The organism is Pseudomonas sp. WC2401 (genome assembly GCF_041200115.1).
GTDB lineage: Bacteria > Pseudomonadota > Gammaproteobacteria > Pseudomonadales > Pseudomonadaceae > Aquipseudomonas > Aquipseudomonas fragi.
Genome location: NZ_CP165623.1, coordinates 4,202,384 through 4,215,603 on the forward strand (window position 1 = coordinate 4,202,384; position 13,220 = coordinate 4,215,603).

General features: G+C 60.5%; 11 protein-coding genes. 6 read left to right on the forward strand and 5 right to left on the reverse strand.

Translation table 11 applies throughout. The features are described 5' to 3' along the window. The 3 genes from AB3G35_RS19280 to AB3G35_RS19290 are packed head-to-tail and all read left to right on the forward strand — an operon-like array spanning nt 1 to nt 4,391. Nucleotides 1-1,608: a carboxyl transferase domain-containing protein gene (locus tag AB3G35_RS19280; RefSeq protein WP_106116085.1), complete on the forward strand. Its 1,608-nt coding sequence runs from the start codon at nt 1-3 to the stop codon at nt 1,606-1,608. Between the two features lie 27 nt (nt 1,609-1,635). Continuing rightward, nucleotides 1,636-2,454 (forward strand): gamma-carboxygeranoyl-CoA hydratase, encoded by an 819-nt coding sequence (locus AB3G35_RS19285; RefSeq protein WP_016782353.1) that lies wholly within the window; start codon nt 1,636-1,638, stop codon nt 2,452-2,454. Next, a complete protein-coding gene (locus tag AB3G35_RS19290) occupies nt 2,451-4,391 on the forward strand; it encodes a biotin carboxylase N-terminal domain-containing protein (RefSeq protein ID WP_369781951.1) in 1,941 nt (646 codons plus the stop codon). The genes AB3G35_RS19285 and AB3G35_RS19290 overlap by 4 nt, the downstream gene beginning before the upstream one ends. Before the next feature lie 57 nt (nt 4,392-4,448). Here AB3G35_RS19290 and AB3G35_RS19295 read toward each other — a convergent pair whose 3' ends face one another. Beyond that, nucleotides 4,449-5,108, reverse strand: coding sequence for a LexA family transcriptional regulator (locus AB3G35_RS19295; protein WP_016782351.1), 660 nt, complete (start codon nt 5,106-5,108; stop codon nt 4,449-4,451). 129 nt (nt 5,109-5,237) lie between these two features. Between AB3G35_RS19295 and AB3G35_RS19300 the strand changes: the two genes are divergently transcribed. Beyond that, the gene (locus tag AB3G35_RS19300; protein WP_169909651.1) at nt 5,238-5,585 is read left to right on the forward strand and encodes a DUF3077 domain-containing protein; all 348 of its coding nucleotides are present in this window, start codon (nt 5,238-5,240) and stop codon (nt 5,583-5,585) included. 46 nt (nt 5,586-5,631) lie between these two features. On the opposite strand, the gene AB3G35_RS19305 is transcribed toward AB3G35_RS19300, so the two are convergent. Beyond that, nucleotides 5,632-6,684 carry a Glu/Leu/Phe/Val dehydrogenase dimerization domain-containing protein gene (locus AB3G35_RS19305; protein ID WP_369781952.1) on the reverse strand — a complete coding sequence of 351 codons (1,053 nt, stop codon included), beginning with the start codon at nt 6,682-6,684 and terminating at the stop codon, nt 5,632-5,634. Nucleotides 6,685-6,855: 171 nt separating this feature from the next. Here AB3G35_RS19305 and AB3G35_RS19310 point away from each other — a divergent pair, with 171 nt between their 5' ends. After that, on the forward strand, nt 6,856-7,323 hold the full coding sequence (locus AB3G35_RS19310; RefSeq protein WP_016782348.1) for an Lrp/AsnC family transcriptional regulator: 468 nt from the start codon (nt 6,856-6,858) through the stop codon (nt 7,321-7,323). Between the two features lie 534 nt (nt 7,324-7,857). Beyond that, the gene (locus AB3G35_RS19315; protein WP_369781953.1) at nt 7,858-9,009 is read left to right on the forward strand and encodes a M14-type cytosolic carboxypeptidase; all 1,152 of its coding nucleotides are present in this window, start codon (nt 7,858-7,860) and stop codon (nt 9,007-9,009) included. On the opposite strand, the gene AB3G35_RS19320 is transcribed toward AB3G35_RS19315, so the two are convergent. From AB3G35_RS19320 to AB3G35_RS19330, 3 genes are all read right to left on the reverse strand, one after another. Beyond that, nucleotides 9,006-9,968 (reverse strand): spore coat U domain-containing protein, encoded by a 963-nt coding sequence (locus AB3G35_RS19320; protein WP_369781954.1) that lies wholly within the window; start codon nt 9,966-9,968, stop codon nt 9,006-9,008. The genes AB3G35_RS19315 and AB3G35_RS19320 overlap by 4 nt on opposite strands. Beyond that, a complete protein-coding gene (locus AB3G35_RS19325; RefSeq protein WP_369782758.1) occupies nt 9,965-12,244 on the reverse strand; it encodes a fimbria/pilus outer membrane usher protein in 2,280 nt (759 codons plus the stop codon). Before AB3G35_RS19325 ends, AB3G35_RS19320 begins: the two co-directional genes overlap by 4 nt. A 186-nt stretch (nt 12,245-12,430) precedes the next feature. Then, on the reverse strand, nt 12,431-13,210 hold the full coding sequence (locus tag AB3G35_RS19330) for a molecular chaperone (RefSeq protein ID WP_086798105.1): 780 nt from the start codon (nt 13,208-13,210) through the stop codon (nt 12,431-12,433). Nucleotides 13,211-13,220: the final 10 nt, after the last annotated feature.

A 13,220-nucleotide genomic window follows, 5' to 3' on the forward strand; every position in this document is an offset into this window, starting at 1 on the left:
ATGTCCATCTTGCAGACGACGATCAACCCGCGCTCGGCCGAGTTCGGGCTTAACCGCGACGCCATGCTTAAACAGGTCGAGGCCTTGCACGCCCTGCTGGCGCAGGTGCAACAGGGCGGCGGCGCCAAGGCGCAGGAGCGGCATACCTCGCGGGGCAAATTGCTGCCACGGGAACGGATTGACCGCCTGCTCGACAGCGGTTCGCCCTTCCTTGAGTTGAGTCAGTTAGCGGCTTACAACGTGTACGGCGAAGACGTTCCGGCCGCCGGAATCATTGCCGGCATAGGTCGGGTCGAAGGCGTGGAATGCATGATTGTCGCCAACGACGCCACGGTCAAAGGCGGTTCGTACTACCCGCTGACGGTCAAAAAACACCTGCGGGCGCAAACCATCGCCGAACAAAACCGCTTGCCGTGCATTTACCTGGTGGATTCGGGCGGTGCCAACCTGCCGCGTCAGGACGAAGTGTTCCCCGACCGCGAGCACTTTGGGCGGATCTTCTTCAACCAGGCCAACATGAGCGCGGCAGGCATCCCGCAGATTGCCGTGGTCATGGGTTCCTGCACCGCAGGCGGCGCCTATGTGCCAGCAATGGCCGACGAAGCCATCATGGTGCGCCAGCAAGCCACCATCTTCCTCGCCGGGCCACCCCTGGTAAAAGCCGCCACGGGTGAAGTGGTCAGCGCCGAAGACCTCGGCGGTGCCGATGTGCATTGCAAGATTTCCGGGGTGGCCGACCATTATGCCGACAGCGACGAGCATGCCCTGGCACTGGCCCGGCGCAGCGTGGCCAACCTTAACTGGCGCAAGTTGGGCCAGGTGCAACAACGTACCCCAATGGCCCCGCTGTATGGCCACGATGAGCTGTACGGCATTGTGCCAGCCGATGCCAAGCAGCCATTTGATGTACGCGAAGTGATTGCGCGGTTGGTGGACGGTTCGGTGTTCGATGAGTTCAAGGCCCTGTTCGGCACCACGCTGGTGTGCGGCTTTGCCCACTTGCACGGTTACCCGGTGGCGATTCTGGCCAACAACGGCATCCTGTTTGCCGAGGCTGCGCAAAAAGGCGCGCACTTTATCGAGCTGGCCTGCCAGCGCGGTATCCCCCTGGTGTTTTTGCAAAACATCACCGGCTTTATGGTCGGGCAAAAATACGAAGCGGGCGGCATTGCCAAGCACGGCGCCAAACTGGTCACCGCCGTGGCATGCGCCAGGGTGCCGAAATTCACCGTGATCATCGGCGGCAGTTTTGGCGCCGGCAACTACGGCATGTGCGGTCGCGCCTACGACCCGCGCTTTTTGTGGATGTGGCCGAACGCGCGGATCGGCGTGATGGGCGCGGAGCAAGCCGCCGGTGTGCTGGTGCAGGTCAAGCGTGAACAGGCCGAGCGCAATGGCGTTGCGTTCTCGGCCCGCGAAGAGGCCGAGATCAAGCAGCCGATCCTTGACCAGTACGAACACCAGGGCCACCCCTACTACTCCAGCGCGCGTTTGTGGGATGACGGCGTGATCGATCCGGCGCAAACCCGTGACGTATTGGCCCTGGGCCTGTCGGCAGCCTTGAACGCCCCTGTCGAAGCCACCCGTTTCGGTGTGTTCCGGATGTAACCCCACAGCCTTTCAGGACTGACCAACATGATGGATTTCAACACCCTCGAACTGCACACCGATCCCCGGGGCTTTGCCACCCTGTGGTTGAGCCGTGAGCAGAAGAACAACGCCTTCAATGCCGAGATGATCCGCGAGCTGATTTTGGCCCTGGACGCGGTACAGGCTGATCCTGCCGTCCGCTTTTTGCTCCTGCGCGGGCGTGGCAAGCATTTCAGTGCCGGGGCCGATCTGGCCTGGATGCAGCAATCGGCCGAGCTGGACTACCACACCAACCTCGACGACGCTCGCCACCTGGCCGAGCTGATGTACAACCTGGCCAAGCTGAAAATGCCGACCCTGGCAGTCGTCCAGGGCGCCGCTTATGGTGGCGCGCTGGGCCTGATCAGTGCCTGTGACATGGCCATCGGCGCCGATGACGCACAGTTCTGCCTGTCGGAAGTGCGCATCGGCCTGGCTCCCGCGGTCATCAGCCCGTTTGTGGTGCAGGCCATCGGCGAACGCGCTGCCCGGCGCTATGCCCTGACCGCAGAGCGCTTCAGCGGTGAACGCGCCCGCGAACTGGGCTTGCTCTCGGAATGCTACCCCCTCGCGGAACTGGAACAGCACATCGCCCGCTGGACCGACAACCTGCTGCTCAACAGCCCGCAAGCCATGCGCGCCTGCAAGGACCTGCTGCGCGAAGTCAGTCACGGCGCACCGACCCTGGCCATTCGCCGTTACTGCGAGAACGCCATCGCCCGCATCCGGGTGAGCCCCGAGGGCCAGGAAGGCTTGCGTGCCTTTTTGCAAAAACGTGCCCCCAGTTGGCAAGCCGATCCCTCGAGCCTGGAGCCGCGCTCATGACCGCCCCTCTTCTGACATCCATACTGGTGGCCAACCGTGGCGAAATCGCCTGCCGGGTGATGCGCACGGCCAAGGCCCTGGGCCTCACCACGGTCGCCGTCCACAGCGCGACCGACCGCGACGCGCGGCATTGCCGCGAAGCCGATATCTGCGTGGATCTGGGCGGCAGCAAAGCGGCTGACAGCTACCTGAAAATCGACAAGATCATCGCAGCCGCCAAGGCCAGCGGTGCCCAGGCGATACACCCCGGGTACGGTTTTTTGTCGGAGAACGCAGGCTTTGCCCGTGCCATTGAAGCGGCCGGGCTGATTTTTCTCGGCCCGCCCGCCAGTGCCATTGATGCCATGGGCAGCAAGTCCGCCGCCAAGGCCTTAATGGAAGTGGCCGGCGTGCCGCTGGTGCCCGGCTACCACGGCGAAGACCAGGATCTGGAAACCTTTCGCCTGGCCGCAGAACGCATCGGCTATCCGGTGCTGCTCAAGGCCACGGCAGGTGGTGGCGGCAAGGGCATGAAGGTGGTCGAAGACGTCAGCCAGCTGGCAGAAGCACTGGCTTCGGCACAGCGCGAAGCCTTGTCGTCCTTTGGCGACGCGCGGATGCTGGTGGAAAAGTATGTGCTCAAGCCGCGTCATGTCGAGATCCAGATTTTCGCCGACCAGCATGGCAACTGCCTGTACCTCAATGAGCGCGACTGCTCGATTCAGCGCCGCCATCAGAAAGTCGTGGAAGAAGCACCCGCACCGGGGCTGAGTGTCGAACAGCGTCAGGCCATGGGCGAGTCCGCCGTGCGCGCGGCGCAGGCCATCGGCTATGTGGGTGCGGGCACCGTGGAATTTTTACTGGATGCGCGAGGCGAATTCTTCTTTATGGAGATGAACACGCGCCTGCAGGTTGAGCACCCGGTTACCGAAGCCATTACCGGGCTGGACCTGGTGGCCTGGCAAATCCGCGTGGCCCGCGGTGAAGCCCTGCCGATCAGCCAGGCGCAAGTGCCGCTGAACGGGCATGCCATCGAAGTGCGCCTGTATGCCGAAGACCCGAGCCATGATTTTCTGCCGCAAACCGGCCGTCTTGAGGTGTATCGCGAGTCGGCCGCAGGCCCGGGCCGTCGTGTGGACAGCGGGGTCTGCGAAGGCGACGAGGTGTCGCCGTTCTACGACCCGATGCTGGGCAAGCTGATTGCCTGGGGGGAAGACCGTGAACAGGCCCGTCTGCGCTTGCTGGCCATGCTTGATGAGTTCGCCATTGGCGGGCTGAAAACCAACCTGAGCTTTTTGCGCCGTATCATCGGCCACCCGGCCTTCGCTGCGGCCGAACTCGACACCGGCTTTATCCCGCGCTTCGAAGAACAATTGCTGCCTGCAGCAGAGCCTTTGCCTGCAGCCTTCTGGTCTGCTGGCGCACAAGCCTTCGATCAGAGCCAGCCGCCCAGGGTACGCACTGATGATCCGGCCTCCCCCTGGTCGGCCCACAACGGCTTTCGCAGCGGTCTGCCAGCACAGACCTTGCTGGCCCTGACCTGCAATGGCGAGCAAGAGGTCATCCACCTCAGCGCCAACACGGCCACCTTGCGCGATGAGCAACTGGTTATCGAACAGGACGGTGTGCGCCGCCAGCACCTGGCAATACGCCGCGGCGATGCACTGTACCTGCGCTGGGACGGTGAGCTGCACTGCGTGCGCCTGCACGACCCGATCAGCGCCGTGGACGCCAGCCACACGGCCCAGGGCGGCCTGACCGCACCGATGAACGGCAGCATCGTGCGGGTACTGGTTGAGATCGGGCAAACTGTCGAGGCCGGTGCGCAACTGGTGGTGCTGGAGGCCATGAAAATGGAACACAGCCTGCGCGCCCCCCATGCAGGCGTGATCAAGGCGTTGTTCTTCCAGGAAGGCGAAATGGTCAGTGAGGGCTCGGCGCTGGTCGAGCTGGAATGACAAAAGGCGGATACCGTAACCGGTATCCGCCTTTTTCACAGCCGCAGCGGGCAGTATCTAGAACTTGACCGTGGCCTGTACCACGACGCCGATAATCCGGCATTTATCATCAAACAGGGTTTTGGGATAAGTCGGGTTGAGCGGTTTGAGGTAACGCTGGCCGCTTTCTTCGATCAACTGCCGAAAGGTGGTGGCCTCGGACTCTGGCGTCAGGGCGATCACCATTTTGCCGGGCGTGGCCTCGATATCCGGATCAACCAGAATCATCATGCCTTGCGCGATGCTGACCCCCACCGGTGCGGTCATGGCATCGCCCGTTACCTGCAGCCAGAACGCAGCACCTTTGGCGTAATGATCGCTGACTTCGAAAACAGTGCCGGGCGAGGCGTAGTCGGGCTGTACTTTCTCGTTGACCTGACCGGCCGATACCCAGTCCCTGACCGGATAGCGGAATGCCGAAGTGATCTCATAGGTGTATTCGTCGGCACCTGGCGTGTCGCCTGCCTCATTGCGCTCACGAATCACCAGGGCGACTTCAAGGTGCTCAAGCCCAAGGGCATGCAGCACATTGTTCATCGTCGGCAAGTCGGGTTGGCGGCGTTTGTTGAGCCAATGACCGACCCCGCCCTGGGAAGCCCCGACGCGTTCGGCTAGTTTTTCTTGCGTGAGCTTGAGCTCGCGCAATTTTGTTCTGACTAAAGCGATCCATTTATCCATGCGCCAAACAATACGGATTGGAATCGGCGCAACAATACACATATCGTACTATTTATAATATTGTCATGAATACTTTATGTACTAATATAGATCTGCTGATTCGACCATTTCCTGAAACGCAGGTAAATCATGACGCCTCTAACAAAAATTGCACCCGTCACCGAGTCCGATCCTGAGCTCGAATCCCTCAAGGACAGCGCTGCCACCCAGCGAGCGCTCGATTATTATTTGAAACCAGCTGTTTCCCAACCCCCTCCCGAGAAGAAAGTGTTCCTGGTGAACAGCGACCTGACCCAGGAAGAAGCCCTGCTGCACGCTTCGGATTATCTGCGCTGCGCCATTGCCAATGCGCAAGGGGGAGCCGAACATCAGTTCGGCCCCCCGCGTGATCTACTGCTCAATCTGCTGTTTCTCATCGAGTCGTCCAAGCAACTGATCGACAGGGCGATTGATGTGCAGCAATTGTCTGCCCGTTGACCCCAGGAAGGCGCCGGTGCCGCAACGGCCACCTGCGCCTTGGCCATCAGCGGTTCAGACGCTCCTGTGCCAGGCTGTCAGCAATACGCGTGGTGTTTTGATCCTCGGCTTTGGCCCGTAGAAAGATCTGGCGCAAGGTCTGGCCAATGCCTTCAACGTGCTGACGTACTTGCTCGGGCGTGCCGCCGTTGTACTCGTAGGACACGTCAATGATGCCACCCGCATTGATTGCATAATCAGGCGCATGCAGGCAACCGCGACGCCACAGCTCATCGGCATGGGCCGCCTTGGCCAACTGGTTGTTGGCCGCCCCGGCAATCACCGGCGCACGCAATACCTGCAAGGTTTCATCGTTGATGATGGCACCCATCGCGCAGGGCGAGAACACATCCACATCCAGCCCGTAAATATCCAGCGCGCTCACCGCGTGAGCCCCCAGCTCATCGACGGCACGTCGCACATTGGCCTCCTGGATATCATGGACCCACAGTTCGGCACCCGCCTCGTGCAGCTGCCGGGCCAGGTTGAACCCCACTTGCCCAAGGCCCTGTACCGCCACCCGCAGGCCTGTCAGGTCACTGCGCCCCAAACGCTGCAAGATCGCTTCACGCAGGCCTATAAACACGCCAAGGGCCGTGGCCGGGGACGGATCGCCACTGCGTGTGCCTCCGCCCAACTGCTCACGGCTGCCCGCCCCCACCACATGGCGGGTGCGCTGCCCCATCAGGGCCATCTCGGCCACGCCAGTGCCGGAGTCCGCTGCAGTGATGTAACGCCCGCCCATGCTTTCGACAAACTCGCCCATGGCCCGAAACAGCGCCTCGCTCTTGTCTTTGTGCGGGTCACCAATGATCACTGCCTTGCCACCGCCCAAGGGCAGCCCGGCCAGCGCCGACTTGTAGGTCATGCCACGGGACAGGCGCAGCACATCATTCAGGGCCTGTTGCTCGTCGGCGTAGGGGAACATGCGGCAGCCGCCCAACGCGGGACCCAGGCGGGTGTTGTGTACCGCAATAATCGCCTTCAGGCCCGTGGCCTGGTCATGGCAGAACTGCACCTGTTCATGGTGATCGAATTCGGGGTGAGCAAAAATCGGCATTGCATTCTCTCTCTTGTTTTTAGCCCTGGAGGCGAGTCAGACCGTAAAGTCAGTCTGTGACCCGAAGCCAAAGAGTGAGGGTTTTACCCAGGATTTTTCTTTCTAAATTGCAGGAAATGTTCTGCTAATCTGCATGCATCATTCAAAAACAATAAGAAATCAGATCAATTCATGCAGATAAAATTAAGCGCCATCGACCGCAAGATCCTGCGCTTGTTGCAGCACAATGCCGACCTGTCTGCCGCCGAGGTGGCGGAGCATGTGGAGTTGTCGCAATCGCCCTGCTGGCGGCGGATCCATCGGTTGCAAGAGGAAGGGCTGATCGAGCGCAAGGTGGCCCTGCTCAATCCGAAAAAGCTCGGGCTCAATGTGGTGGTGTTCGTCAATGTGCGCTTGTCGGGCCACGGCCGACGGCATCTGACCGAATTTGAAGAAGCGATCACCGATTACCCCGAAGTGATCGAGTGCTACACGATGGCAGGGGACATGGACTACCTGCTCAAGGTAGTCACCCACGATATCGACAGCTATGAACGTTTTTTGCGTGATCACTTGCTGCAGAAACCACACGTTCAGGAAGCCCACTCCAATATCGCCATGAGTGAGGTCAAACGCACCACTGAGTTGTTGCTTGATTAGGTCTGCAGGCCGCGGGATAGAGCATTGGGCCGGGGAAGAAAAAATTATTTTGGCAAAAGCGCGGGAAATAGCTTGATTTGCAAATGATAATGATTATTATTGCATGCAGCTGGTCGCGAGATCAGTCGATAATTCAGAGGACCTTAGGTCGGTCTTTTGAATTAGCTCCTCATCAGGCTAATCACGGTTATTTGACCCGGCTTCTGGCCGGGTCTTTTTTTTTGCGGCCAGTTTTCTGGCTCTGCGTGCTTCAGGCTAATGAAGTCTGGTGTGCGGCCGTTTCTGCGATGGCCGTCACGATTTAGCCATCATAGCAAATGAACATCGGCCAACGGAAGCCTGAAGTCCTGGACTATGGCCGTAATGGCAATCTAGCACTTGAGAATCACTCGCAAAAACCCTACAATTGCGCCGCGTCAAGGATGACGCCCCCCTTCGCGACTTCCTTCTTCTTTTGCCCAAAATTCCGTATTGGCCTATCGCCATAGCAAGGTACAGTAACGTCCACAATTATCAGATTTCGGGATTTGGACGATGACCGTGGCGCCCTCCTCACTTCATATCAGCAGCGATTTCGACAGCGGCAATATCCAGGTGCTGGACGCCAGCAACCCGCTGCAGGTGAAACTGGCCATCAAGCCGGACACCAAGAGCCCGCACTTTCAGTGGTTCCATTTCAAGGTCGATGGCCTGACACCGGGGCACACTCACCATTTTCAATTGAGCAACGCCAGCCAGTCTTCCTACAACAAAGCGTGGGATGGCTATCAGGCCGTGGCGTCTTATGATCAGGAAAACTGGTTCCGGGTCCCGACTGAATTCGACGGCACCTCGCTCAACGTCCATCTCGAAGCGAAACAGCCGCAGGTCTGGTTTGCCTACTTCGAACCCTACAGCCGCGAACGTCACGAGCAGTTGATCAAGAACGCCCTGCAGTGGTCGGGTTGCCAGTTACTGGCCACCGGCAAAAGTGCCGAAGGCCGCGACATTCAGTTGTTGCGCAAAGGCAACGGCGCCAGCCACAAGCGCAAGATCTGGATCATCGCCCAGCAGCACCCCGGCGAGCATATGGCCGAATGGTTTATGGAAGGTCTGCTGGAGCGCCTGGAGCAAGGCAGCGACCCACAATTGCGCAAGCTGCTGGACTACGCCGACCTGTACCTGATCCCCAACATGAACCCCGACGGTGCGTTCCACGGGCACTTGCGCACCAATGCCAACGGCCAGGACCTGAACCGCGCCTGGCAGAACACCAGCCCGCAGGTCAGCCCCGAAGTGTTCTTTGCCCTTGAGCAAATGAGCCAGAACGGCGTCGATCTGTTCCTGGACATTCATGGCGACGAAGAAATCCCCTACGTGTTTACCGCAGGCTGCGAGGGCAACCCGGGCTACACCCCGCGCCTGGCAGCGCTTGAGGAACGCTTTCGCAGCCACCTCAGCGGCCTGACCAAAGACTTCCAGACTACGCATGGCTATACCCGCGACGAGCCAGGGCAAGCCAACATGACCCTGGCCTGCAACAGCGTCGGCCAGCGCTTCGACTGCCTGGCACTGACCCTGGAGATGCCGTTCAAGGACAACGACGATGCGCCCAACCCGCAGACCGGCTGGGATGGCAAACGCTCCAAGCAATTGGCCAAGGACGTGCTGACGACCCTGTCGGCGATGGTCAGGGAACTGCGCTAAAAGGCCACATCCAGCAGCACGCTGTCGGTATAGGCACCGACTGACGGCGTGCTTTGGTCGGTATAGATTCGGGCGTTGTAGTTGAAAATCTGGCTGCCGCTGCCCGGATTGTGGCCCAACCCGTTCCCCGGGTTGATCTCGGCCGTGGAACTGGCGCGCCGCGCCGCGCCGACGCTGCCCCAGCGAGTAGTCCCGGCGCTCTTGAAAATATCGTAAGCCAGGTAATTACTGCCGGAAATCATCCGCCGCCGCCCACCGGCAGCCAGCGGATACAGGCCATCACCGAACCCCACCGTATAGGCGCTGCCTTTGGTACAGGCCAGGCTGACAGTCTGACTTACCGGGGTAAATGCACTGACGACAGGTGCGCTGCCAAACCCGATATTGGCCGCGGTGATAGTGCAGTCGTTGGCAACTGTCATGTTCACCGTCAGCAGGCTGATCTTGCCAACCCCCGAATCCGAGCCGATGCACAAGTTACCGACTCCCAACCCGGTGCAGTAGTACCAGTCCCATTGCACCTTCAGGGTTTCGCTGTACACCCCTGCTGCCACGTTGTTGACCACCGTCGTGAAGTACAGGGGGATGGCAGCGGGAGCGTTATGGCCCAGCAAGCCAAAACTGGTGAAGTCGAACGCCACTCCTCGGGTGATGGGGTGGGCATTATTGCTGCCTGGGTAAATGGTGTAAGTGATGACATCGCCCGTAGGGCCGACCAGGCCGCTTTGAGTCGAGGTAATCGTGGCCTTGAAGTAGGCGCTGTTGAACAGCTCAATGCCTGCAGGGGTGCAGGTCAGCCCGGCATTGGTGATGGAGGTGCTTTGCGCTGTGCTGTACACCAGGCTCGAGCTGACAGTGCCAAAACCGGCCGGGCCAGCAGTCGCGGCCGCGGTACAACCGGCATGCGCCTCAAAAGCCGCAAGGCCGCACGTCAGCAACACCGCGATCAAGCGTTTCACTGGCACACCACCGGATCGATCAAGGGCACCTGATCGGTTGCCGGGGGCAAGACAAACTGCGCCTTGCATTGCTGTCCATCAGGCCTGATGACCTGCAACGAGTTGTGCTGTACCAGGTTTTCCAGATAGACCAGCCCGTCCCACCCCACCACTGCCCGGCCGCCGTTTTGCTCATTGAGCACCGCACTGCCCAGCTCCAGATCCTGCTGTTTGCCATCGACCAGATGCACGCTGGCCGCCGCCGCCCGGCTCAACTCGAACTCCAGCAAATAACCGCTACCCCGGCGCACAGCCACGCGCTGTTCGACGTTGGGGCTCAGGACAGTGGCCGACAGATTGAGCGGGTCGATCTCGTATTTGCCACGATAGTAGGCGCTGCTCCAGGGCACCAGCAGGTGGCCGTTTTTATCGGTATTGCCGATCCATTGATTCTCGTATCGCACCCCCACATCGGCAAAGCCCCCGGTACTGACGACCACAAACGCATCGTCAATACGATTGGCGGCAAAGGTCTGCCCGTCCATCCATACCAGCGAGCCGCTGGCATCGGCCCAGCGGGTCTGCTGGGCCGAGGAGCCATAGACGCCCGCCTGCAGCTGCACGGATTGCAGCCGCCAGGTCAGGTCGGCCTGGCGATAATCCGCGGTATCGCCATGTGCATAGCCCAGATTGAAACCAACGCCGCCCTGGGTCGGCGCACTGCGGCTGTAATTGACCCGGTTCTGGGTGACCCCGGTGGCGCTGCGCTCGGTGCCGAAACTGAAGTTGCCGCGCACATCAAAGGGCACCACGATCTGTGCCTGCATGGCCCAGTTGCTGTCATCCAGGTCACGGTTGGCCGACACATACAGGCTGCTGTTGAACCACAGCGGCGTACTCCAGCTCAGGTTGAGCAAGCGCGTGCGTGAAGCATCGGCGGCCAGCACATCAAAGTACCCGGCCCCCAGGCTGCCAAAGCGGTCCAGGTTCAGGGCCAGAGTCACTTGTTCACTGCGTCGGCTGAGGCTGATGTAATCGGCGTCGATAACCGAGAGGTCAGCGTAGTCGGCAAACCGTTGCAAACGCTGATAGGCAAAGCTGAAGCGTTGTGCGCTGTACTGGTAGCCCAGGCTTGCCTGACGGCCGCCACGGCCATCGAACCGGCTTTGACTGACGGCACTGTTGAGGACGCCGAAATTGCCCAGCTTGAAGTTCGCCCCCACCCCGCCCAGGGCAAGCGAGTCAGACGCTTCAAGATGGCTTTCCAGGGTCAGGCTGTTGCTCAACCCATAGCGCAGACTGCCTGAAGTCACCCCGGGCCCGTAGGCAAAATCGTCGATACCGTAACCGCGGCGCACACTGCCCGCCGACACGCTGAAGTCACTCAGGCCTTGTTGCAACAAGGTACTGGTCACGTAAAACGGCACGCTGGTGGAGACTTGCCGGCCCAGGGCATCGGTGGTCACCACCACGGCTTCACCGGCGCCATTGATAAACGGCACGTTGGTCAGGGTATAGGGCCCGGGCTGGAGGTTTTCGCTGGAGGACTTGTAACCGTTGATAAACAGATCCACCGAGGAAGGCACTGCTGCCTCCCCGGAAAACTGCGGCAAAGGATAGGTCACCAGATCCGGGCGCACGCCAAAGTCCCGTGATATCTGCACACCGCCCATGCGGATGGCACTGGTCCAGGCCAGAGCGCCACTGATCAGGTCACCCACCTCGTAGGTGAGCATGCGTTCATCGTCGGAGAAGCGCCAGGTGGTGTCATAGCGCAGGTAACCGTTGTCGAGCTGGTTGTCGCCGACGCTGACGAGGCTGCGCCGGTATTGCCCGGTACTGGACAGCGTGCCCCAGCTGTCGAACAGCCGCACTTCGTTCCAGGCGGCCAGATAGGAGCCTGCGTCGTCGGTATCGTTAAGGTACAGATCGTAGTTGAACAACACGCCAAAGCTGCTCATGGCTTCGCTGCGCGGGTAATTCGAGCGCCGGCCCAGCACTTGCTCGGGCAACCAGTCGGGTGGCACATCCAGCAGCAGACGCTGGCCCGGAATATCGTACTCGCTGTGCAGGCCGGGCACGCTGTCCAGGCCGACCTGCGCAGGCGGCGTGATGGGCAGGTGAATCCCGGCGTCCTTTAGCACGTTGGCGTCTACATACAATTGGCCAGCACGTTGCTGCACGTTCACCAGGCTCCCTGTATTCATTTGGTTGACCACCAGTTCCAGATATAACTGGGCATCGGCGACAGCCTCCAGGCTGGCGGGCGGCGGCGGCAAGTCCCCGGCTTCAATCATCGGCCACCAGAGCACGCCACACAGGCCCAGGCAGGCCCACAGCCCTGCCCTGTTCACTTGCACGTCCGTACATTCAATAGCCGCTCCTTGCTATAGCTCCGTCGACAGCATTACCCCGCATGCCGAGCGATAGCATGAGCAGGGGGCTTGCCGAGGGTCACTTGCGATCACTGGCTCCTGCCAGGTTTATTGCCCCAGAGACAACGTCTGCAACGACGTCTGGCCATTGACCCGTACCTGCAGCACATCTCCCTGCGTCACCGGTACGGGCCAGCGCATAGTGGCTCCTGGCAAGACATAACCGAACAACCCCTCCACTACCGGCTTTGACTGGCTGCCCGATTTGAGCGAGGCCTCGGTCAAGCGCGCATGCACAGCGCCACGGTTGACCAGCTCGATATAGGACTTGCCATCCACCTTGAGGGTGCGCCCGCTCAATTGCGGCAAACCCGCACCGTTGGGGTCACGCGGGCGGCTTGCATCCGGCTTGCTCCACAGCCCGGCACCGTAGGCAAACAAAGGCACCGAATAGCGCATCTGCAAGCGCACGGCAGCCGCCGTCTTGTCGCTACCGGCCTCGGCCGGGGGCAGCGGCAGCGGGATTTCATCAATGATGATGCGGTAGGCGTGCTCCTCGCCTGCCGGGAAGGTCTTGGCGCGGGTCAGGCGAATCAGCTGTTTTTGCCCGGGCTGGATAGTGGCCACAGGCGGGCTGCCAACCACGTCACGCTGGTTCTGATACTTGTCGTCGAAACCTTCCTGGTTCCAGGCAAACACCCTTACCTGCAGGTTGGCGGGGGTATCGCCGCGGTTCTCCAGCCACAACGCACTGGCCTGCTGGTCGGCCTCCAGAACCGGATCGATGGGCCAGATCAAAATCGAGCTGGCTGCCTGCGCCGACTGGGCCACACCCAGTGTCAGCAAGCAAAAAGCCATGCCCTGAAGTGGCCGTAAGAATGAATGCATAAACAGACTC